This window comes from Dactylosporangium sp. NPDC049140, assembly GCF_040648435.1.
Genome location: NZ_JBEZDS010000015.1, coordinates 118,162 through 140,409, shown reverse-complemented (window position 1 = coordinate 140,409; position 22,248 = coordinate 118,162). Strand labels below are relative to the sequence as shown.

At 73.1% G+C, this 22,248-nt stretch carries 13 protein-coding genes and 1 pseudogene; 4 read left to right on the top strand and 10 right to left on the bottom strand.

All coding sequences use genetic code 11. The annotated features are described in order from the left end of the window. The 8 genes from AB0B76_RS24955 to AB0B76_RS24920 all read right to left on the bottom strand — a co-directional run bounded on the left by AB0B76_RS24955 (position 1) and on the right by AB0B76_RS24920 (position 15,131). A complete protein-coding gene (locus AB0B76_RS24955) occupies positions 1–1,170 on the bottom strand; it encodes a kelch repeat-containing protein (RefSeq protein WP_360379469.1) in 1,170 nt (389 codons plus the stop codon). 49 nt (positions 1,171–1,219) lie between these two features. Beyond that, entirely contained in the window at positions 1,220–5,767 is a 4,548-nt protein-coding gene (locus tag AB0B76_RS24950; protein ID WP_360379466.1) for a DUF6603 domain-containing protein, read from the bottom strand. Beyond that, on the bottom strand, positions 5,767–8,358 hold the full coding sequence (locus AB0B76_RS24945; protein ID WP_360379463.1) for a S8 family serine peptidase: 2,592 nt from the start codon (positions 8,356–8,358) through the stop codon (positions 5,767–5,769). The genes AB0B76_RS24950 and AB0B76_RS24945 overlap by 1 nt, the downstream gene beginning before the upstream one ends. Next, positions 8,358–10,970 carry a S8 family serine peptidase gene (locus AB0B76_RS24940; RefSeq protein ID WP_360379461.1) on the bottom strand — a complete coding sequence of 871 codons (2,613 nt, stop codon included), beginning with the start codon at positions 10,968–10,970 and terminating at the stop codon, positions 8,358–8,360. The genes AB0B76_RS24945 and AB0B76_RS24940 overlap by 1 nt, the downstream gene beginning before the upstream one ends. A gap of 147 nt (positions 10,971–11,117) precedes the next feature. Next, positions 11,118–11,777, bottom strand: coding sequence for a hypothetical protein (locus AB0B76_RS24935; protein WP_360379459.1), 660 nt, complete (start codon positions 11,775–11,777; stop codon positions 11,118–11,120). Between the two features lie 152 nt (positions 11,778–11,929). Beyond that, the gene (locus AB0B76_RS24930; protein WP_360379456.1) at positions 11,930–12,880 is read right to left on the bottom strand and encodes a L,D-transpeptidase; all 951 of its coding nucleotides are present in this window, start codon (positions 12,878–12,880) and stop codon (positions 11,930–11,932) included. Between the two features lie 139 nt (positions 12,881–13,019). Next, the gene (locus tag AB0B76_RS24925) at positions 13,020–14,783 is read right to left on the bottom strand and encodes a bifunctional diguanylate cyclase/phosphodiesterase (RefSeq protein ID WP_360379453.1); all 1,764 of its coding nucleotides are present in this window, start codon (positions 14,781–14,783) and stop codon (positions 13,020–13,022) included. Between the two features lie 129 nt (positions 14,784–14,912). After that, positions 14,913–15,131, bottom strand: a complete 219-nt coding sequence (locus tag AB0B76_RS24920; RefSeq protein ID WP_360379663.1) for an SAM-dependent methyltransferase — start codon at positions 15,129–15,131, stop codon at positions 14,913–14,915. 53 nt (positions 15,132–15,184) lie between these two features. On the opposite strand from AB0B76_RS24920, the gene AB0B76_RS24915 reads away from it, so the two are divergent. Next, complete coding sequence (locus AB0B76_RS24915; protein ID WP_360379451.1) at positions 15,185–18,646, top strand: phosphodiester glycosidase family protein; 3,462 nt, start codon at positions 15,185–15,187, stop codon at positions 18,644–18,646. A 56-nt stretch (positions 18,647–18,702) separates the two neighbouring features. On the opposite strand, the gene AB0B76_RS24910 is transcribed toward AB0B76_RS24915, so the two are convergent. Continuing rightward, positions 18,703–19,773: a M57 family metalloprotease gene (locus AB0B76_RS24910; RefSeq protein ID WP_360379448.1), complete on the bottom strand. Its 1,071-nt coding sequence runs from the start codon at positions 19,771–19,773 to the stop codon at positions 18,703–18,705. Further along, entirely contained in the window at positions 19,767–20,147 is a 381-nt protein-coding gene (locus AB0B76_RS24905; RefSeq protein WP_360379446.1) for a hypothetical protein, read from the bottom strand. The genes AB0B76_RS24910 and AB0B76_RS24905 overlap by 7 nt, the downstream gene beginning before the upstream one ends. Between AB0B76_RS24905 and AB0B76_RS24900 the strand changes: the two are divergent. The 3 genes and pseudogenes from AB0B76_RS24900 to AB0B76_RS24890 all read left to right on the top strand — a co-directional run. After that, positions 20,120–20,653: pseudogene (locus tag AB0B76_RS24900) on the top strand (hypothetical protein); the annotation flags it as partial. The gene AB0B76_RS24905 and the pseudogene AB0B76_RS24900 sit on opposite strands and share 28 nt — an antisense overlap. Continuing rightward, entirely contained in the window at positions 20,557–21,000 is a 444-nt protein-coding gene (locus AB0B76_RS24895) for a LuxR C-terminal-related transcriptional regulator (RefSeq protein ID WP_360379443.1), read from the top strand. The pseudogene AB0B76_RS24900 and the gene AB0B76_RS24895, both read left to right, overlap by 97 nt. A gap of 31 nt (positions 21,001–21,031) precedes the next feature. Further along, on the top strand, positions 21,032–22,234 hold the full coding sequence (locus tag AB0B76_RS24890; protein ID WP_360379441.1) for an ATP-binding protein: 1,203 nt from the start codon (positions 21,032–21,034) through the stop codon (positions 22,232–22,234). Positions 22,235–22,248: the final 14 nt, after the last annotated feature.

Genomic DNA, 22,248 nt, shown 5'->3' with positions numbered 1-22,248 from the left:
TCAGTCCGTCCCGCCGAGGGTGAAGAGCTCCGTGGTGGCCGTGAGCTCCCGCCCGGCCCCGGCCGCGGTGGCCTGGCCGCTGCGGGTCACGCCGCCGACCACGAGCACCGAGCCGTCCTGCAGGGCGGCCGCGCCGAAGCCCCAGCGACCGACGGCGAGCCCGGGCACGGCGGTCCAGCCGGTGCCGTCGAACACCAGCGGGGCGGTGAACCCGGCGGCGTCGCGGACGTTGTCGGTGCCGCCGGCCACGAGGACCTGCCCGTCGTCGAGCGCCACCGCGCGGTGCAGTTCCCGGCCGCCGCCCGGCAGCGGGGCCACCGCGGTCCACGCGCCGGTGGCCTGGTTGAAGACCTCGGCGCTCGCACGGGGGAACGGGTCGAACCCGGCGTCGTCGTCCGGGCCGGGCGGCTGCCCGCCGACGACCAGCACCGTGGTCGGCGACAGCAGCACCGCCTGGTGCCGGGCCCGCGGGACCGTGAGGCTGCCGGTCGCGGTCCAGGTGTCGTGGGCGGGGTCGTACAGCTCGCAGAACGCGAGCGCGGCCTCGTCGTCCGGGCCCAGCGGTACCGTGCCGCCGATCACGAGCACCTTGCCGTCGCCCAGGACCACGGCGACGTGGCCGGTGCGGGCGTCGTTCATCGGCGCGACGTCGGTCCACTGGCCGCTGCCCGGGTCGAACCGCTCCACGCTGCGCAGCGCGGTGAGGGAGGTGGCGGACCGGATGGTGCTGCCGCCGGCCACGAGGACCGAACCGTCGCCGAGGGCGACCGCGCTGTGCCCCCAGCGGGCGTGGTGCAGCGGGCCGGGGGTCGGCGACCACGTGGTGTGGCCGGGGTCGAGCCGCTCGCTGGTCGCCAGGGCCGGCGGCGGGAACTGGGTGGCGGCGGAGGTGCCGCCGGCGACCAGGGCACCGCCGTCGCCGAGCGCGGTCACCGTGTGCCGGCGGCGGGGCGTGTGCAGCGCGCCGGCGGGCGTCCAGCCCCCGGTCGCGGGCTCGAAGCGGGCGGCCCGGGCGAGCGGGGCCGAGCCCGCGTCGGCCCCGCCGACGATGAGGATCGTGCCGTCGGTGAGCCGGACCGGGCCGTCGTGCTGCCCGTCCCAGGTCGCCGTGGGCGTCAGGTCGTCCGCGGCGGTCCAGGTGCCGGTCACGGGCGGAGCGGTGGTGGTCACGGCGTCTTGCCTCCTTGGTTCGTTGACTCGAAGCTCGTGCGGCGGGGGCTCACGGCGTGAACACCTCGGTTCCGGCGGTGGGGTCGTCGCCGCCCAGGCCGCCGGCGGCGACGATGCGGCCGTCGGTGAGCTGCGCGACGGCGTGGTCGCGGCGGCCGTTGACCAGCCCGCCGGTGGGCGACCAGCGGTCGTGCCCGGGGTCGTAGACGACGACGCTGCGGTAGCCGGCGGTGAAACCCGGGCCGCTGGTGCCGCCGGTCAGCAGTACCTCACCGGTGCGCACGAGCAGCGCCCGGTGCCGGGTGCGCGGCCCGGGCATCGCCGCGGCGGCGTGCCAGGTGCCGGTGGCCGGGGCGAAGCGCTCGGCGGTGGCGAGGCTGCGGGCGCTGAACGTCCCGTCGGGCCGCAACCCGATCGTGTCGCCGCCGGCGACCAGCACCGAGTGGTCCGGCAGCAGGGTCGCGGAGTGCCCGGCCCGGGCGCCGGCCAGCGAGCCGGTGGGCGTCCAGTGGCCGGTGCCCGGGTCGAACAGCTCGCAGTAGGCGGTGGCGCGGCGGGCGCCGGCGCCGGTGGTGACGACGCCGCCGGCGACGAGGAGCCGGCCGTCGTCGAGCAGCACCGCCTGGTGCGCGGCCCGCCCGTCGGTCATCGGGCCGGCCGCCGTCCAGGCGCCGGTGTGCGGGTCGAAGCGCTGGACCGCCGCGGTCACCGCGTCGTCGCTGCCGCCGGTGCCGCCGGCGACCAGGACGGTGCCGTCGCCGAGCAGGGTCGCCGAGTGGTCCCGGTATTCGGGGCCGGTGGCGGACGGGCCGGTCGCCGTCCAGCCGCCGGTGCGCGGGTCGAAGATCTCGGCGTCGGTACCGGCGACCAGCACCCGGCCGTCGTCGAGCAGCGTCAGCGTGTGTCCATCGTGGACGTGCAGGGGCGCCGGGCCGGGTGTCCACAGTGTCCGGACCGGGTCGAACAGTGCCGACTGGCCGCCGGAGACGGCCAGCAGCCGCCCGTCGCCGAGCCGGACCACCGGCGCGTCGGCCGTCGCCCAGGCCGCGGCGAACGGCAGCGCGCCGCCGGCCGACCACGTGTTCGCCACGGCGAGCGGGGCCGAGGCGTCGGCGGCCGGGATGACGTGCAGCGTGCCGGCCAGGCCCGGGGCCGCCTTGATCCAGTCGGCGAGGGCGTCCTCGGCGGCGGCCTGGCTGCGGAAGGAGGCCGCCGCCACGCCCGCGCCGAGGCTCGGGGTGGGCGGGAACGCCTGCTGGTTGTTGCGGACGTAGGCGATGACGAACCGGCCGCCACCCAGCTGCACGGTGTCGGCGGCCGCGAACGGCTGCTTGGCCCCGGCGTCCTGCCGGGACAGCACCGAGCGGGCGGTGCTGCTGCCGGTGAGCAGCTGACCGAAGACGGCCGGGCTGACGGTCGTGAGCCGGCGGGGCGCGGGGCGCGGGCGGGCCGGCGCCGCCGACGCGACCGTGCCGGCGAGCGCGTGGGCGCGGGTGCTGTCGATGACGATCGCCTCGTACCGCGCGCTGCGGCGGAGCGCCCGCACCGAGGTGAGCTCGCCGTTCCGTCCGGCCAGCTCGAGGCCGGCGTCCTGGTCGGCGTACGCCGGAAGGGACAGCTGTTGCGCCTCACTGAGGTTCTGGAACTGGCCCATCGCGAACTTGTCGGAGGCGACCCCGGCCTGCTGCAGGGCCCCGCCGTCGAGCGGGGTGACGCCGAACCGGCGGCCGTCGCGGGCCCGCCGGGCGCCGACCCGGTCGAGCCGGACGTTGAGCGGGATGGCCCGCTGGCGTACCACGAGCGTGCCGAGCGGGTGCAGGACCAGGCCGTCGCCGGGCGGCAGCTGGCGCAGGTTCACCAGCGCGCCGCGACCGGCCGGCAGCCGGGTCAGCCAGCCCTCGACCTTGGTGACCTCGGCGGCCAGCAGCGGCAGGACGTCGATCGGCGGCAGCGTGGTGTCGCGGGACTCGCCCCAGGTGATGTCGAAGTCGGCCGAGATCTCGAAGAACAGGAAGCCGATCGAGCCGCGGCCGTGCGCGCGGAACGGCGCCGGGCCTTCGAGGGCGAAGCGCAGGTCGATGTGGAACAGCCCGACCCCGAACGCCTTGAGCGAGACCCGGCCGTGCACCGCCACGACGAAGTGGAACGGCGAGAACTGGAACAGCGCGTCGAAGCCGAGGTGGCCCTCGATGCCGAAGCCGTCGAAGCCGAGCTTCAGCTGCACCTCACCGCCGAACTGCACGGTGTTGCTGGTGATCGCGAAGTAGCCGGACGCCCGGATGAGCTGGCCGCTCCTGTTGAGCAGGTCGACCGTGAGCCGCTCCGGCACCGGGAAGGGCAGCGGCGGCGGCCGGAACGCCGGGTGGAAGCCGCCGACGGTGACGATGAGGTCCGGGTTGTCGCCCCAGGCGACCAGGACCCCCATCGAACCGGTGAGCGGCATGGTGAGGATGCGGGAGTCGAAGAGCTGCGCGAAGAGCCACAGCCGCTGCTTGTCGAACTCGAGCGCGCCGACGAAGTCGACCTGCAGGCGCAGCAGCGCCCGGCCGGCGTCGGGCAGCTGCGCGCGCAGGACACCGATGACGGCCAGGTTGCCGGGGATCTCGATGACCACGCCGAGCGAGACGCTGATCAGGGTCGGGGTGCCCCAGCCGAGCTTGGCCATCGGCCCGACGACGAACTTGCCCGCCTCGGCCGGGAAGAACGAGCGCAGGTCGCTGAGGATGCGCGGCGCGTTGGCCACCACGTCCTTGGGAAACATGACCGACTCGACGGCGCCGGTGCGCACGCCCTCGACGAGGGCCTGCAGGTTCATCGAGCGGTTGAGCCCGAGGATGCCGCCCACGGCGAGCAGGGTGAACCCTTCCCCGAGCTGCAGCCCGGTGCTGCCGAACTCGGCGGTGAGCACCACGAGCAGCGAGAAGCCCGGCGAGCCGTCGGGGTTGCGGGTGCTGATCAGCCCGATGCCCTTGAGCGCGAGGAAGTCCGCGAACTCCAGCTCCAGGGCGCCCGAGTACTCGCCGCGGGCGGGGTCGAAGGACAGGAACCCGCCGCCGGCGACCAGCCCGGCGTTGACGCTGAGCCCGACGCCGGTGGGCGCCTTGAACCCGACCGACAGATCGAGCGGGCCCAGGTTGCCGTTGGTGAACCGGGGCACGATCTGCAGGCCCGCGCGTTCGACGGCCGCGGTCACCGGCCCGAGGGTGGCGATGAAGCTGCCGGACACCTCGATCGGCAGCGCGCCGGCGACCGGCGGCCCGGCGGCCAGGGTCAGCGCGGTGACGTCGACCGGGCCGAGGCTCAGGTGCAGCGGCAGCGACACCGCGAGCGAGCCGCCGTCGAGCTGCAGGCCGCCCGAGGGCGACCACGACGCCGACAGTGCCAGCGGGGCCTCGATCGTGCCGCCGCCGGTGACGCTGGTGAGGAACCCGTCGCCGTCGGACAGGTCGACCACGACCCGGCCGCCTTCCAGGGCGAGCCGGGCGAAGGGTTCGGTCTGCACGCTGCCGTCGGCCGCGGCGGTGGCCCGGACCCCGAGCGAGGCGCTGAACTTCGTCAGCTCGACCCGCGACCCGCCGGCGACGCCGAGCAGGAGCATCGGCGCGCCGCCGCGCTCGGCGGTCAGGTCGAGGGACACGTCGAGCTGGACGCTGCCGTCGAGCCCGTTGACGGTGAGCGCGAACGGGGGCGTGATGTGCGCGTCGAGGCCGGCCTCGAACCGCGACGCGGCGGTGAACCCGACCGACCAGACCGCGCCGGAGGCGAGCTTCTGGGACACGTCGAACGACGCCGGGATCCGCAGCCGCGTGCTGAGCGACGGCGGCGTGGTGGCCGGGTCGACCGCGAAGCGCAGCAGGAACGCCTCCAGGGCGTTCGGGCCGCCGGCGGGAGTCAGCAGCAGGGACGGCAGGTCGAGGAAGTCGAGCAGCTCGCCGATCCGGCTGAACAGGGTCAGGCCGTCGAAGCCCGGGGTGCCGAACCCGTACGCGTCGGCGAGCCAGGTCGCCGGGTCGGTGAAGAACGACACGAGCCGGTCGAGGTGCAGCGCCCGGTGCCGCACCGGCAGCTGCACCGGGTCGTTCGGGTCGGCCGTCTGGGGCGTGTCGTCGACGACGCCGAGCAGCCGCAGCGTGGGGATGGCGTCGGCGCTCTTGGCCTCCACATAGGACATCAGCACGAAGTCGAGCAGCCGCTTGGGCAGCTCGGTCGCGAGCGCCTGCAGCTCGGCCTTCTGGCCGGCCGGGAGGCCGGTGGCCGCGCCGACCGCGGCGGAGACCGCGGGCCCGAGCGCGCTGATCGCGTCGAGCACCAGCTTGACCCGGCCGAGCAGGTCGACGCCGGCCCGGACGATCGCCGCGCTGTCCTCCGCCGCGACCGCTGTCGCGAGGGCCTGCAGCACCGGGGTGAGCGCCGCGGCCTGCTGGGCCAGCACACCGATCGGTGCGCCGACCGCCGTCAGTACCGCGGGAGGAAGCCGCAGCCCGAGCTCGTTGAGGAACCCGTCGGCCCGGTCGGTGGCCAGCCGCTGTTCCAGCGGCTGCAACGCGATCGCGAGTTCGCGGGCCAGGATCTCCAGTGTGCCGGCCGGGGTGGCCATCAGTGCACCTCCAGCAGGTCGAGGTCGGTGAGGCGGGCGCCCGGAACGGCGAGCAGCAGCGGGCGGTGGTCCTGGATCGCCCGGCGCAGGGCCGGGCTGCCGGCGTTGGCGAGGGCGTCGAGCAGCCGGCCGAGGCCGTCGTCGATCGGCCGGTCGCCGTGGTCGGCCGGGATCGGTACCTCGTCGGCGAAGGTCGTGAGCGCCGAGCGCAGGATGGCCGGGCCGTGCATGCGGTGCCAGGCGATGAGGCTGTGCCGGTCGGTGTTGACCAGCCGGCGCACCTCGTCGACGTGTTCGGAGACGAGGGCCAGCAGCAGCCGCCCGGTCGCGCTGGCCTCGACCCGTTGCCGCAGCGCCTCGAGCTTCTCCGCCGGGGGCAGGAACGTGCTGGCGCGTGCGCTGGCCGACACGGTCACCGGGGTGTCGGCCAGCGCGGCCGGCAGGGACCGGCGCACCGCCTGCTCGGCGTCGAGCTTGCCGTAGCCCCAGGTGTTGTCGGGCACCCCCGGGTCCGGGCTGGGCTTGCGGGCGGTGGCGTGCAGGATGTCGCGTACCTGTCCGAAGGTGAGCGCGGGGTTGGCCTGGAACATCAGCGCGACCGTGCCGGCCACGAACGGTGCCGCCGTGCTCGTCCCCAGCTCCGGCAGGTAGAAGTCGGCGCAGCAGTCGCAGGTGAGCCAGCCGGGACGCACGACGCTCTTGGCCGAGACGACACCGACCCCGGGCGCGGCCAGGTCGGGCTTCATCCGGTTGTCCAGGGTCGGGCCGCGGGCGGAGAAGTCCGCGAGCTGCCCGTCGGCGATGTTGTACGCGCCGACCGTGATCACGTTCTTCGCGTTGGCGGGCGCGTTGACCGTGACCGACTGCTCCTGGTCCGCCCGGACCCAGCGCGGATGCGGGTCGCCCTCCGTGGACGAGATCCAGCAGTGGGCCGTGGTGGTGGTGCCGGCGGTCTCGATGAGCCGCAACGTCCAGGTCCCCGGCGCGATCGGCTGCCCGTCCGGCGGGACGATCGTCGCCGTGATCCGGTTGCGGCCGTTCTGGGGCTCGCCGATCGTGGACAGCACGCGCAGCGTGTGCCCGGCGTAGGACAGCCGTACCGCGCCCGACTTCGGCGGGACCGGCGTGCTCGGGGCGTTGCCCGGAGCGGTGAAGCTGATGTTGATGCTGCCCGGGCCCGGGTACCAGATCTCGAACAGGTCCGGTTCGAGGTCCTGGCCCCGGATGGTGAAATGGAAGGCCTGCGTGCCGTGCGCCGGGACGTCCTTGGTGCTGTGGATGGCGCCGCCGGTCTTCGGCAGGCGCTCGGCCGGCAGGTTGTCCGCGAACAGCTGGCCGTCGTTGCCGGCGGCCACCACGACCGCGCGCCCGGCGGCCGCCTCGACCAGCGCGTCGATCGCCTTCTCGACCGCGTCGGTGCCGTCGTGGGCCGACAGCTCGCTGCCGTTGCTGATGTTGACCACCGCCGGCTGGTGCGGCGCGCCGGCCGGCAGCCACGGCTGCTCGAGGACGAACCGGGCCCCGCGGGCCAGGTCGTCGATGAACCCCGTGGTCCGCACCATGACCAGGTCGGCGTCGGGCGCCACGCCGACGTAGTAGCCGGCCCGGCGGCAGCAGGCACCGTCGGGGGTGGTGCCGGCCTGCGAGCCGTTGCCGGCCGCGATCCCCAGGACGTGGGTGGCGTGCTCGGCCGGGTGCAGCGACACGAACTTGTCGTTCTTCTGGGCCAGGACCGCGTTGAGCTCGTCGGCCGTGAAGGCGCGCCCGCTCGTCTTGACCATCGTCTGCGCGGGGTCGTGGCCCGGGATCAGCGTGACCTGCTCCAGCAGCAGGACCAGCCGGCCGCCGTCGAACACGGCGGGGTCGTACCGGCCGATGAAGTCCACGGCCAAAGGCGTGCCCGGCAGCGGACCGCCGGTGACCGCGATGTCGCCGGGGTTGATGCCGTTGAGCTTCTCCAGCGCGGCCTGGAACGCGGCCGCCGTCGTCGGAATGCTTATCGGGTCGGTGGTCTCGGCGACCCGCCCGGCCCCGGACGCGGCCGGTCCGATGAACGTGACGGTGAAGGTGCCGCCGGTCACCGGGCCGGTCACGACGAACTGGTGGTGCACGGTCTGGTCGAAGTACGCCAGGAACCGCGTCGTGTCGTCGGGCTTGCGGAACGTGTGGTGGAAGATGTCGACCATGTCGGGGTCGACGACGCCGACGACGACGCCCTTGCCGCTGAACCCCGGCGGGACCTCGCGGGCCCGGTCGCCGCGCATCTCCGGCACGTTTTCGTGCAGGAGCTTGCGGGAGCGCCGCGGCACCTCGATCCGCTCGACGTCGGGGAGCGCGGCCAGCGCCTCGAGGTCGCCGTACGCGACGGTGCCGCGGCTGATCGGGCCGATCGTCCACTCGGTCCACAGGCCGGCCGCCTCGACGGTGGCGAGGTCACCGACGACGTGGACGAGGACCGTCGCCCGGTCGGCCGGGTGGCCGGACTCGGCGTGGTCGGCGATCCGGAACGCCAGGTCGCCGTCCAGTTTGTGCAGGACGTGGTTCGGGGGCGCGCTGTCCAGCTTTTGCCGGACGTTGTTCGGGGGCGCCATCAGCGCACCTCCAGCAGGTCGAGGTCGGCCAGGCTCGCGCCCGGTACGGCGAGCAGCAGCGCCCGGTTGGTGTCGATCGCCTCGCGCAGGGCCGGGCGGCCCGCGCCCGCCAGCGCGTCGAGGAGCCGGCCGAGCCCGTCCGACACCGGCCGGCCGTCGTGCTCGGCCGGGATCGGCACCTCGTCGTCGTAGCGGCCGAGCAGACCGCGCAGCAGGCCAGGGCCGTGCATGCGGTGCCAGGCGACGAGGCTGCGGCGGTCGGTGTTGACCAGCCGGCGTACCTCGTCGACGTGCTCGGATACCAGCGCGAACAGCAGCCGCCCGGTCGGGCTGGCCAGCACCCGCTCCCGCAGCGCTTCGAGCCGCTCCGCCGTGGGCCGGTACGTGTCGGCGCGGGCGGTGACCGCCGCGGCCGCCGGGGCCGGTGGCGCTCCCGGCGTCGCGGGCAGCGACTTGCGTACCGCCGCCTCGGCGTCGACCTTGCCGTAGCCCCAGTCGTTGTTCGGCTTGCCCGGGGTCGGGTCCGGGTCGGGCCTGCGGGCGGTCGAGGTGAGGTTCGTGAACACGTCCGCGAACGTGAGGTTCGGGTTGGCCTCGAACATCAGCGCGACCGTCCCGGCCACGTGCGGCGCGGCCGAGCTCGTGCCGTCTTCCGGGGTGTAGAAATTGACGCAGCAGTCCGGGCGCCAGCAGCTGTCGCGGGCGAGGTTCTTGGGCGCCACGATGCCGACGCCCGGCGCGGTGATGTCCGGCTTGATGCGCCCCTCCCCGTCCAGGGTCGGACCGCGGCCGGAGAAGTCGCCGAGCTGACCGTTGGACGGGTCGTAGGCGCCGACCGCGATGACGTTCTTGGCGCTGGCCGGCATCTCGACGGTGCTCTCGCGCCGCTGGTCAGGCGTGATCCACCGCGCGTGCGCGTCGGTGGCCTGGGGCTGGATCCAGCCGTCGACCGGGGTGTCGGTGCCGGCGGTCTCGGTGAGCGTGATCGTCCAGGTCCCCACGGCGATCGTGCCGCCCGCCGGTGGCGCGATATCGAGCACGATGCGGTGCTTGTTGTTCTGCGCCCGGTTCAGCACGGACTGCACCCGCACCGCGTGGCCGGCGAGCGTGAACTTCTGGGTCGGGTCGGGCTTGGTCGGGTCGGTCGTGTCCGGCACCGGCACGATCGTGGCCGAAGACTGGTTGTCCGGCGTGGTGAGCCGGAAGTTGAGCCGGCCGGCACCGCCGTACCAGATCTGGAATCCGTCCGGGTTGCGGTCGCCCTCCTCGACGGTGAACCGGAACGTCACCGGCTTCCCGGCCAGGACCTTCTTCGCGCTGTGGATGCCGCCGCCGAACTGGTCGTGCGGCTGCTTGCTGAAGTCGACCAACTTGCCGTCGTTGCCGGCCGCGGCGACGATCGCCCGGCCGGGACGGGCCGCGACCAGCGCGTCGAGCGCGAGCTCGGCGGGGTCGGTGCCGTCGTGGGCGCTGCCCTGGGCGCCGAAGCTCATGCTGACCACCGCGGGCTTGAGCGGTGCGCCGGCGGGCCGCCAGGCCTGGTCGAAGGTGTGCTTGGCGCCGCGGACCCAGTCGTCGCTCTGCAGCGTCGTCTTCACCACGACGAGGTCGGCATCGGGCGCGACCCCGATGTAGTAGCCGGCGTGGTGGCAGCAGAACTCCTTGTCGGACGCGCCGGCCTGCGAGCCGTCGCCGGCCGCGATGCCCAGGCAGTGGGTACCGTGCCCGACGCGGTCCTTGGACGGGAAGGTCTCGTCGTTCGCCCGCAACGCGGCGTCGATCTCGGCCTGGGTGAACACCTTGCCGACGGTGTAGTGCAGCTCCGGCGGCGGATCGGCCGGCAGGAACTTGAAGTTCGTGGCGGCGATGTCGAACGTGACCTGCTCGCTCGCGACCACCCGGGGGTCGTAGCGGCCGACGAAGTCGACCACGATCGGCTGGCTCCCCAGCGGTCCGCCGGCGACGGTGACGTCACCCGGGTTGATGATGTCGAGCGCCTCCAGCACGGCCTGGAACTCGGCCGCGGTTGACGTCACCTTGATCGGCCCGGTGACCTGGAACGGCCGGGCCGCGCCTTCCTTCGGCGCCGGGCCGGTGAACCGGAGCGTGAAGGTGGAGTCGGCCGTCGGCTTGCCGGCCATCTCGAAATGGTGCTCGATCGTCTGATCCAGCAACGACACGATCCGGGTGCTGCCGTCGTCCTTGCGGAATGCGAAGTGGAAAATGTCGACCCCGGTGTCGACGACCCCCACGATCACGTTCTTGCCGCTGAAACCGGGCGGGATCTTGCGCGCCTTGTCGGCGCGGATCTCCGGGACGCTGTCGTGAATGAGCAGCCGGCCGGTCTTGGGCTCATCGACCTGGATGACGCTGTCCAGCGCGGCCAGTGCGGCCAGGTCGCCGTACGCGACCGTGCCCCGCGCGACCGGCCCGGCCGTCCAGTCGGTCCACAGCCCGGCCGCCTCGGCCGCCGCGAGGTCGTCGGTGTGCACCAGCACCACGACCCGCTCGCTGGGGTCGTCCAACTCGGTCCGGTCGGCCATCCGGAACGACAGCCGGCTGTCGAGCTTGCGAATTATCTCGACGGTGGATTCGCTACGGGGAAATGCCACATGGCGACGCTAGCCGTCAATCATGGGGGAGGCTGCCACCAAGTTGACAGGAGTAATTTCGCATTCGAGGCAACTGTATCTTGGAAATGGAACGGCATGGAACATCGGCCTATTCGTTCCTTTGCGTTCCATCGACGCTCAAGAAGATCAGGGGGTGAAGCTGAACCGGGCCACGATCGGGCCCCAGCGGCGGTACACGTCGAGGTCGTCCAGGGCGTCCGGCGTCAGGCATTCCTGGAGTGCGCGGGCGAGGGTCAGCCACTGCTCCTGCGCGGCACCGGCCGGATCGGACCGGACGGGCGGGTCGGCCAGGGCCGCGACGAACTGCGACCAGGTGCCGGCGTTGCTCGTCCGGTCGGCGTCCTGCAACGCCAGCAGGAGGCGGTCGACGAGCAGCGGGTAGCCGGCGGCGATGGCCAGCAGGGTCAGCACCGCCTGGCACTCGCCGGGGACGTGCTCGCCGCCGAGGAACCGGGAGCGGGAGCCGACGTGGCGGGTGGAGCGGATCAGGCGGTACGTGTTGAGCAGGCGCTCGGTCGCGCGCGGGCTCTTGACCAGCGGGCCGAGCCGCTGGGCGAAGCGGACCTCGGCGGGGGTGATGTCGATCGGGTCGCCGGCCGCGCCGGACGCCGACGAACCGTCCTGCACGTCGAGCAGCGCGCGGGTCGGCACGCGCTCGCCGGCCGGCCGGTCCTCGGCGGGCCCGCGGCCGGTCGGCGTGTCCGGGTGCGGCGGCGGTGCGGGGGCGCTGCCGGGGTCCACGCCGGCGAGGTTCGCGACCAGCCGGGCGTAGGCGGTCGGCTCCATCGCCGGGAGGGTCAGCGGGATCTGGAAGATCTTCCGCGGCCCGGCGTGTGCCCGGTCCGGGAGATCAGCTCCTGCAGCGTGCGCGCCGGCGGTTCAGCCATGCGGTAACGCTATGCGAAGCCACCCGGCAGTGTCGTCTCGCCGCGTTCGCCTCAGCCGGCCGGCACCGCGCCGCCCGCCTGCCACATGCCCCAGGCCACGTTCCAGTCGCCGTACCCGTCCCAGGTCGGCATCGTCGGGCCGCCGGTGTTGGTGTAGCTGATCGGGTCGCCGACCTGGGCGAAGTCGAAGTAGGCCTTGGCGTTGGCCTCGGTCAGGTTGGTGCAGCCGTGGGAGGTGCTGCGCTGGCCGATGTTGCCGCCGTTCCAGCTGGCCGAGTGGACGTACTCGCCGGAGTTGGTGACCCGTACCGACCACGGCACCTGCTCGTCGTAGCCGTCGCCGACCATGTGTTCGACCGCCTTCTTCTCCATGACGACCTTGGTGCCGTTGAACGTGGGGGTGCTCGCCTTGCCCAGCGACACCGGGAAGTCGAAGACCTGCTTGCCGTCGGAGGTCACGACCATCCGCAGGGTGCCGCCGTCGACCTTGCCGATGTTCGCCGCCCCGGTCTTGATGTCGAGGGTCAGGCTGTTGTCGTACACCAGCCCGGTCCCGCCCGACTTTCCCTTCGTGTCGAGGCTCATCGCGATCTCGGCGTGCGCCGGCCAGTACTCGGCCGGGCGGTAGTGCGCCTCGATCGGGTAGCCGGCGTAGACCGCGGACTTCTGGAAGTACCACGCGCCCTGGGCCGGCGCCCCGTTCACGGTGACCGTGGTCGCCGCGTTGAAGTCCTTGGCGCTCGTGATCGACGCCGACAGGTACGCGATGATCGGCATGCCCACGCCGTATGTCGCCCCGTCCTTCTCGTACAGCCGTACGTGCACCGGCTTGCCGGTCGGCGCCGGCGACACCGACGGCGACGCGCCCGCGCCCGACTGCTGAGCCGACGACGGCCCACCCGACCACGAGGCCTGCGGCGCGGATTTCCCGCCGCACGCCGTCAGCCCGAGCCCGAGACTGACCAGCAGCGCCGCCACCCGCCAACGGTGAGAAGATCTCATAGCCATGACGATGCCCTCTACGCGCGCCCGCCGCCACCTCTGCCGGGCTCGGCCACGTCACAATCGGCCGGATCGAACCTCACGGCGGGGACGCGGATAGTCCGTTTTGTCGGTATTATCCGGAACCTTCGCCACCCATTCACGCTGAGGCGCTGTCTTGCAGCAGGGGGTCATCGGTCGGCTCGAGCAGCCGGGCGACTTCAAGCGGGGGCTGGGCCGGGCCGAGATACGGGCCGCACGCCTGGTCGCAACCGAGGTCGCGGAGAACGTCCAGCTCGGCGCGGCTCTCGATGTTGGTGGCGGTGACGATGAAGTTGAGGTCGTGGAACATTTCGATGAGCCAGGCGAGCATCGTGGTGGTTGCCCGGTAGTTGCTCAACTGGTCGTGCCGGCCGTTTGTGAGGTGCCGGTCGAGGCTGACGATCCGCACCGGCGCCCGCAGCGCCAGCGCGTGGCCCGCGCCGCCGACGTCGACGATCAGGGTCACACCGAGCCGGGTGAGGCCGTCCAGCGCGGCGGCCGTGGCCTCGACGGCGTCGTCGTAGGCGGTGTCACCGATGACGAGGTGCAGCTGGTCCGGGAGGAGGCCCGTGTCGTCGAGGATCGCGGCGACCTCGGCGAGCAGATCGGGCTCGCGCAGGTGATCGGCGCTGAGGTCGAGCCGGACGAACGGGGGTATGGCGGCATCCTGCCATTGGGTGGCCTGGGCGCAGGCATCGCGCAGCACACAGGTGCTGAGGCGGGGGAGCAGCCCGGTGGTCGCGGCGAGACGCAACAGCTGGGTGGTGCCGATCGGTTCGCCACCCGGGCGGTGCCAGCGAGGCAGAGCGTGCAGCCCGACGATGGCGTGGTCGGTCAGCTGCCGGATCGGCTGATAGAGGAGGCGGACCTGGCCCCGGCGCAGTGCCCCGGGCAGCTCGCTGCCCAGCCGATGATGACGGAGTTCCGCGGCGGCGCGGTCCGGGTTGAACAGCCTCCATCGGCTTGCGTTGTTGTCGGCGCGCGCCCAGCGTAGTGCGGTGCTGGACGCGCGGAGCAGCTCGACGCCGGTGGTCGCCGCGTTGGCCTGCTCGACGATACCGGCGGTGGCGGTGACGTCGTCGTGGCTGTCCCCGGGTGATGGCAGGGCCAGGTGCCGCAGGGCGGCGTCACCGGCCTTGACGGCGTCGTCGGGCCCGGTCGTGTCCTCGACCACGAGGGCGAAGGCGTCGCCGCCGAGATGCGCCAGGAAGTACTCGCGCTCGCCGGCGAGCACGCGCAACTGCCCGGCGATCTGCTGGACGAGTTGGTCCGTGAGGCCGGCTTCGGGCGCCGGGCCGCCGGTGGAGAACCGGTGCAGGTTGAGCTGACAGAGCCCCAACCTTCCGTCGGGCTTCGCGGCCAGAACCAGGTCGAGGTAGCTGAGCAGCGACACCTGGTTCGGCAGGCCGGTCACGGGGTCGTGCAACAGCGTGTACCGGATCTTGTCCTGGAGCTGCTGCTGATGTGCTCGCCATGCTTCGCGCTGATCGCGGGAGATCTGCTCGGCGGCCTCCCGCGCCCGCTCCTTCAACGTGGTGGCGAACCCCAGCGCGAAGTCCTCCAGCAGCACCGGCAGTCGCGCCGCGTGGAGCGGGTCGGTGAGTTCGAAGTCGGTCGTCAGCCGCCGTCGCAGGATCCGCATGCTGGTGGCCATGATCTTGGGATCGGCGAGGCCGAGCCGCACCATCTCCTGCCCGGCCCGGTATCCGGCGCCCGGGACCGCGTCGGGGTCGACCAGGGCGGTCACGAGCTCACCGGTGAGGTTCTGCAGCACCTGCTGGCGACGGTCCCGTCCACCCATGATGAAGTTGGTGGCCGGCAGGCTCTCATCCCAGATTCGTGCGAACGCGGCGGCGGATGGAGCCGGGGGGTGTCCTGTCACGTCAACTCCCGTCACGCGCGGTCGGCGGCCTCGCCGGAGACCGTTGGGCGGGCGTCCGTTCCCGACGGGCGATGCGCGACCGTAGTATTCCTCTGCGTTGTCGGGACCGTTGCAGAGTGTCGATGTTATTCACCTGCTGGGGTGAATGCCGACGTCCGAATCACCGGCCCCGGCAGCTCCGGCCGAGTCGTACATACGCGATATGCCCGCGGCCGGGTCGTCCTCGTCGTCGATGAAGTGCAGCACCGCCAGCATGAGTACCGCCACCGGTTCACCGGAGTCCAGCAACGCCAGGACCTCGGGATCGCTCAGGATCCGGTCCGCTCGTTGTAGATATTTTTCGCCAATTGTTGCCTAGTGGTTGTTTTTTCGCGCGTCGCCAGACCCTAGAGTGATCGACCGTGACCGATTCTGGGAACGGTACGGCCGGCATCACGCGGCGTGGCCTCATCGTCGGTGCCGTCGCCGCGGCGGGACTCGCCGCCACCGGCCGCCCGGCCGCGGCCGGGCCGGGCTCCGGGCCGGGCGCGTCGAGCCGGTTCGTCCCGGGCTGGCACGGGCCCTTCGGCTACACGGTGCCGACCTACCGCACGACCGTGCCGGGCGAGTCGGTCGAGGCCGGCCGGACCGACCACCCGGTCGCGCCCGGGATCGCGCTGACCTCGTTCGACACGTTCGGGCGCACCGGCTGGACCCGGGTGCACGTGCTCAACGCCGACCTGGGCCGCGACGCGGTGAGCGCGGACCTGGTCGCCGACAAGGTCAGCGAGCCGCGGGCGATGTCCGTCGCCGCCGGCGCGCAGCACGCGGTCGCCGCGGTCAACGGCGACTACTTCGACATCACCGAGACCTTCGCCGCCGAGGGGCCGGAGATCCAGCACGGGCAGCTGCGCAAGGCCACCAACCAGCCGTCGACCGTCGCCGCCCTCGGCGCCGACCGGGTGGCCCGGCTCGCCGATCTGGTGCTCACGGGTACCGTCGCCGTCGCCGGCGTTGCGCGCTCGCTCGCCGCGGTCAACTCCGCGACGGTGCCCGCCGACGGCGTCGCCGTGTTCACCGAGCAGTGGGGCGCGGGGCCGCGCACGCTCATCCAGGACCCGGGCCCCTACACCGAGCTGGTCGTGACGGCCGGCACGGTGACCACGGTCAACGGGCAGATCACCGCGGCGGCGGTACCGCAGAACGGCTGGATCCTTCTCGGGCGCGGGACCGCCGCGGCGGCACTGGCCGGCGCCCGGCCGGGCGATGCGGTGACCGTGTCGTACACCGCGCAGACCAACGCCGGCTCGCCGCTGCGCACGGCGCTGGGCAGCGGCGCGGTCCTGGTCCGCGACGGCGCCGCGGTCGACTTCCCGCCGGGCACCGGCAACGACGAACCCAAGCCCCGCACCGCCATCGGCTGGCTCGACGGCGGACACCGGCTGCTGCTGGTCGCGGTCGACGGCGCGGCGAACTTCTCCGCCGGCCTGAGCTTCGACGACACCGCGAAGTTGCTGGTACGCCTGGGCGCCACTGACGCCTTCATGCTCGACGGCGGCGGCTCCACCGAGCTCGTCGCCCGCCGGCCCGGCGACGCCGGCGCCGGCGTGGTCAACACCCCGTCGGACGGCCATGAGCGACCCGTGCCCAACGGCGTCGGCCTGTTCGCCGCGCCCGGCTCGGGCGTCCTGCGCGGGCTCGACGTGCGGCTGCGCGCCGACCGGGTGGTCCGCGGGCTCAGCCTGGACGTCGCGGTCGCCGGCTACGACGAGACCTGGGCGGCCGTGGCGGTGGCCCGGCGTCCGATCCTGTGGATGGCCGAGCCCGGCGGGCTGGGCTGGACGAGCGACGGCGTCTTCCGGGCCCGGAGCTCCGGTGCCGGCACGCTGCACGCCCGGTCCGGGTTCGCCGGCGGCGAGCACGACCTGCGCGTCCTGGGCGACCTGCACCGGCTGGCCTTCAGCGAGCGGGCCGTGACGATCGAGCCGGGCGCCGCGGTGACCGTCGAGCTGATCGGGTACGACGCCGACGGGTTCGACGCCCCGGTGGCGGCCCGCGACGTGAGGCTCGACTACGACCAGCGGGTGATCGCGGTGACGGCGGCCCCCGGCGGCGGCCTGACCGTCACCGGCGGCCCGGACGCGGGCGGCCGGGCGGCGACGATCAGCGCGACGGTCCAGTCCGTGACGGCGAGGCTGCCGGTCACGGTCGGTCTGATCGACGTGCCGCTGGCCGAGTTCGAGCCGTCCGAGACGTGGACCGCGCTCGCCGCCCGGGGTACCGCATCGGTGGTCACCGTGGCGGCGGCCGACCGCCCCGGCGCGGACGCCGGCAACCACGCACTGCGCATGACCTACGACTTCACCGGCCAGGCCAGCACCTCGGCCGCCTACGCCGTCGCCGGCCCGGGCCCGATCACGCTGCCCGCCGGGGCCCGGCGGCTCGCGCTGTGGGTCAACGGCGACGGCCGGCGGCACTGGCTGCGCGCGATGCTGCGCTCGCAGGGCACCACGAACGTGCCGTTCACGTTCGCCGACACCGTCGACTGGACGGGCTGGCGGCGGGTCGTCGGCGACATTCCCGCCGGGTTCTCGGAGCCGATCACACTGCTGCGGGTGTACCTCGCCGAAACGTCGCAGACGAACAAGAACGCCGGACAGCTTGACCTCGACGGGCTCGCCGCCCAGGTCGGGCAGCAGCCCGACACCGCCGATCCGCCGCTGCCGGACCCCAGCGTCGTCGAGCAGGGCGGCCTTCCGGGCGGCCGCTGGACCTTCGCCGTGCTGTCCGACCTGCACGTCAGCGCGGCGGCCGGCCGGGACTCGTTCTCCGGGCGGCAGGCGGCGAGCGCGCTGGACCAGGCGGTCGCGAGCCGGCCCGACTTCATCCTGATCAACGGCGACTTCGTGGACGACAACAGCCCCGCCGACTTCGAGCTGGCCAACGGGCTGCTGCGCGACCACGTCCCGACCGGCCTGCCGGTGTACTGGTCGCCGGGCAACCACGAGGCCGGTCTCTCCGCGACCGGCGGCCTGCAGGCGTTCACCGCGGCGACCGGCCGGCCGGCGCGGCAGGTCTTCGACCACAAGGGAACCCGGTTCATCCTGCTCGACTCCCACACCGGCGACCTGCGCACGTCGGACTGGGATCAGGTACCGCTGCTGCAGGCGGAGCTGGCGAAGGCCGGGACCGACCGATCGGTCACCGGGGTCGTGGTCTCCTTCCACCACCCGCTGCACGACCCCTCCGGAGCGGGCGCCTCGCAGCAGTCCGACCAGCTCGCCGCCGGGCTGTTCCAGCGCTGGCTGGCCGGCTTCCGGGAACGCTCCGGCAAGCCCGTCGCGGTGTTCACCGGCCACGCGCACACCGCCTCGGTCACCCGGGCCGACGGCGTGCTCGACGTCACCACCCCGGCCGTGGGCAAGACCCCGTACAGCTCACCCGACCAGGGCGGCTTCTTCGGCTGGATGCTCATCGGGGTCGACGCCCGGCCGGCCCGGATCAAGCCGGGCGAGCCGAGCCCGGAGACCCGCGAGTGGCTGCGGGCCGACGTACGGCCGGTGATCGACGGCATCGACCTGTCGGCGCCCGCGCAGGTCACCGTCGGCGGGGCGGCGCCGGTGTCCGCGACCGGCATCACGAGCGAGTTCGGCCTGCGGTTTCCGCTGCGGTACCCCGCCACCGTCACCTGGGGCGGCGGACCCGGCCTCGTCGTGGTGCGCTCGCCGGGCGACGCCAAGGCGGCCGCACGGGCGGGGCAGGCCCGGGCCGTACTGGTCCTGGACACCGGCACGCTGATCGGCGCGCGTCCGGGGACGGTCACCGTCGCCGTCACCGCGGGCGCCCGCACCGCGACGGCGACAGTCACGATCGCCGCCGCGTAGAGCGGCCGCCGCTTCCGGCTCGCCACGCCCGTCAGCCCGGCGGGTCGACCAGCGGGTCAGAACCAGTTCGTGCAGTATCTACCGGTCGAGCCGCCGGCGTCACTGCGGAACGTGACGCAGGCATGGGCGATGTTGTTCGGGGAGTGCAGCATGTTCCCGTAGTAGAACGTCGACCAGGGCACATCCTCGATGCTCAGCGCACGGCCGTCCGGGCCGGACTGTCGTTCGACCAGGATGCGGTAGATGTGCCAACCGGCGGCCGTCGTCGTCGCCTTCGCCCAGTTGGCGCCGCAGTTCGAGCTGTAGTGCAGTTCGACCCAGCCCGCGCCGGGCACGGTGATCCGCGGGGGGCCCACGGCGTCGGCGCAGCCCTGATCGACCGGGTCCATGCCGTTGCAGTTGTCGTCGCCGGGGCTGGCCGCGCACCGCCGCGGCACCTGGGGATACAGGGCGTTGATCAGGCTGAGGTCGGTGAACGTCGCCTGCTTGATCGGGTCGCCCTCCAGGAACTTGGCCTGGATGGCGCCGCGCATCATCGGCTGGAGCGGCCCGTTGAAGTGGCTGTTGTGGAACAGGCCAAGGTTGTGGCCCAGCTCGTGGCCGATGAGCGCCGTCCAGGTATCCGGGTTGGCGGTGCAGCCGAGGGTCTGCGCGTTCAGGCTGATGCGGTAGCGCAGCGCGTCGCCGGCGGTGCCGCCCCAGGACTTCGCCCAGGCGGAGGTGGCGCAGTCGGCGCCGAAGTTGTCGGTGGCGATGGTGATGAGGTTGGGGTACCCGGTGGAGCTCACGCGGGCGAGCCGCAGGTGGGCGCCGGAGGTGTTCCAGTTCGCGACGGCGTTGTCGACGGCGTTGCTACGCAACGCATCGAAGCCGGGGGCGTAGACGCTGACCCGCAGGAAATCGCCGGCGGGCTGGGCGAAGTTGGTGATGTCGTAGACGCAACCGTCATACGGATCATCGAGACTCTGCCGGTACTGGCCGAGGGTCCACCCCGGCCCGCAGTTCGGCCCCTGATCGTCGGCGGAGGCGACCCCGGGCGTGACGAGCACGACGGCCGCGACCGCCGCCAGGCTGAGCAGGGCCGCCGGCCATGACCGGCGGCCCGCGCGAGCGCGGCGGGTCAACACTGCGGTACCAGGTTGCGCACGTCGGACGAGGTCTGGATCCAGGCATCCGCGCCGTAGCCGGCGACGCCGGTGTTGTCATCGACGATCCTGTCCCAGATCGCCGACGGCCACGGGGCGTTCTGGTCGATGTACTCGCCCAAGGTCCAGCACGTGATCTTCACCGCGTCGAGGTGGTTCGCGCGGCCGATCGGGTTCAGGGAACGGTCCGGCGTCCGGCGCACGCTCAGGTAGGGGTCGGCGACGATGCTGCCCCAGGTACCGCAGAAGTTGTCCGGACAGCTGGCGTGCGCCGAGGTGGCGGGAACGACGGCCGCGGTCAGGGCAAGGCAGATTCCGGCGAGCGCGGATGCGGCGCGGCGTTGGGTCACTGGCATGGCGATGTCCTCCAGGGAGCTTTGCCTACGGTCCCCGGAACGGGGCCGATGTGAGCAGTCTGTGCCCGCGTACCGCGCCGGTCAGGTCGGCAATTGCCGGGACGGCGCGTCCCCCATTCGCCCCACAGCGTTGTCGGGGCCGGCTCTTCCCCCGCCCCCTACTTCGCGGGAGGATATCCACCTGCGTCGTTCATGCGCCGACATCCAGGCGGTGGTCCGAGATGATCGAGGTCGCGGTCCTTGACGACCATCCCATTGCCCGGCGCGGCATCGAGCAGGTGCTCGCCGAGTCGCCGGGGTGTGCGGTGACCGTGTCGGCGGGCAGCGCGGCGGAGTTGGCGGACCTCATTGCGGCGCGGCACGCGCCCGACGTGATCGTGCTCGACCTGTACCACGACGGCGACCGGCCGTGCGTCGATGCGGTGGCCCGCTTCTCGGCGGTGTCCCGGGTGCTGGTGATCTCGGCGTTCGGCCGCGCCGACGATGTGATCGGCGCCATGCAGGCGGGCGCCGCGGGGTACGTCACCAAGCACGCCGCCCCGGACCTGCTGGTCGCGGCGGTCCGCACGGTCGCGGCGGGCGGGTTCGCACTCTCGGCCAGCTCGCCGACCTCGTCCGCGCCACCCTCGTCGAGCCCGCGCCCGCCGCCGGTGCGCTGTCGCCGCGGGAGCAGCAGACGCTCGACCTCATCGCCAGCGGTTTCACGCACGCGCAGGTGGCGAGCCGGATGGGCGTACGCAAGGCGACCGTCGACACGTACGTCGAGCGCATCCGGGCGAAGCTGCAGCTGGGCAACAAGGCGGAGCTGACCCGGGCCGCCCTCGACCCGGCCCACCGGGCCCGCCCGGCATGAGGTCGCGGGTGAAACGTCGGATGAGCACCGGATGAGCCAGGAAAGCGGTGCGGCGGGCTCGTTACCCCGCTCTGCCGCGGCGGCCGTCGAGTCCTGGCTGGCGTACCTCGGGACGGTGTACCGGATCTTCGGCCTGGTCCACATCTTCTCCACCGTCTGGGCGGGCTGGACGCGGTATCCGGGGCTGACCGGCACGCTGGTGTTTTCCACAGCCATGATCGTCGAGGCGTTCGCGGTGATCGCGGTGTGCCTGCGGGCCCGGCGCCTGCCGCGCGCGATCATGACGATCGACCTCGCGTGGTGCGTGCTGGCGCTGTGCGTCGGCGCGCGGCTGAGCTGGGTCGCCGACGGCTCCACGTGGGTGAGTTACCTGTACCCGTACACCATCATCAGCTCGGTCGTGTACGGCATCGGCTACCGGCGCTACCTGACGGTGTTCGCCGCGGCGGCGCTGCTGTCCGGCGCGTACAACACGGGCGACCTGCTGTGGCACCCCGAACCCGCGATCGCCTTCTTCCCCAACACGCTTGCCTATTTCAGCAACACCACCATCGCATTCCTGTGCGCCCGCATGCTGCGCCGGCTGGCCGGGCAGCTCGACGCGAGCCGGGCGGAGGCGCTCACGCGGGCGGAGGCGTTGACGCGGGAGCGGGAGCGGCTACGCCACGTGCGGACGCTGCACGACCGCGCGCTGCAGACGCTGGAGGCGCTCAGCCGGGGCAGCTGGCTCACCGACCCGCAGGTGCGCCGGCGTGTCGCGGCCGAGGCGGCGTGGCTGCGCGCGTTCGTCGCCGGCGAGAACGCGAGCGCGGGGGAGGGCGAAAGCGATCTGCTCGACGGGCTGCGCCAGCTCGTCTACGACAAGACGCTGTCCGGCCTGCAGGTCGAGCTCAACGTGGCCCAGCTGGCCGGGCGCGACGACTGGCGCCGCCGGCTGCCCCCTGAGGCGACCCGCGCGCTGTTGGACGCCGCCCATGAGGCGTTGAACAACGTGCTCAAGCACGCCGACGTCGACCGGGCCACGGTGCGCGCGACCGTCTCCGGCGCCGAACTAAGGCTGTCCATAATGGATGGTGGGCGCGGCTTCGACCCGGCCCGGCAGCCGCGCGGCGTCGGGCTCGCGGAGTCGATCGAGAGGCGTATCCACGACGCCGGCGGCAGTGCGCGGTTGGACAGCGGGCCGGGCCGCGGCACGCTCGTCGAGCTTGCGGTGCCGCTCTCCGTACACGAATGACCAGAACGTGCGCG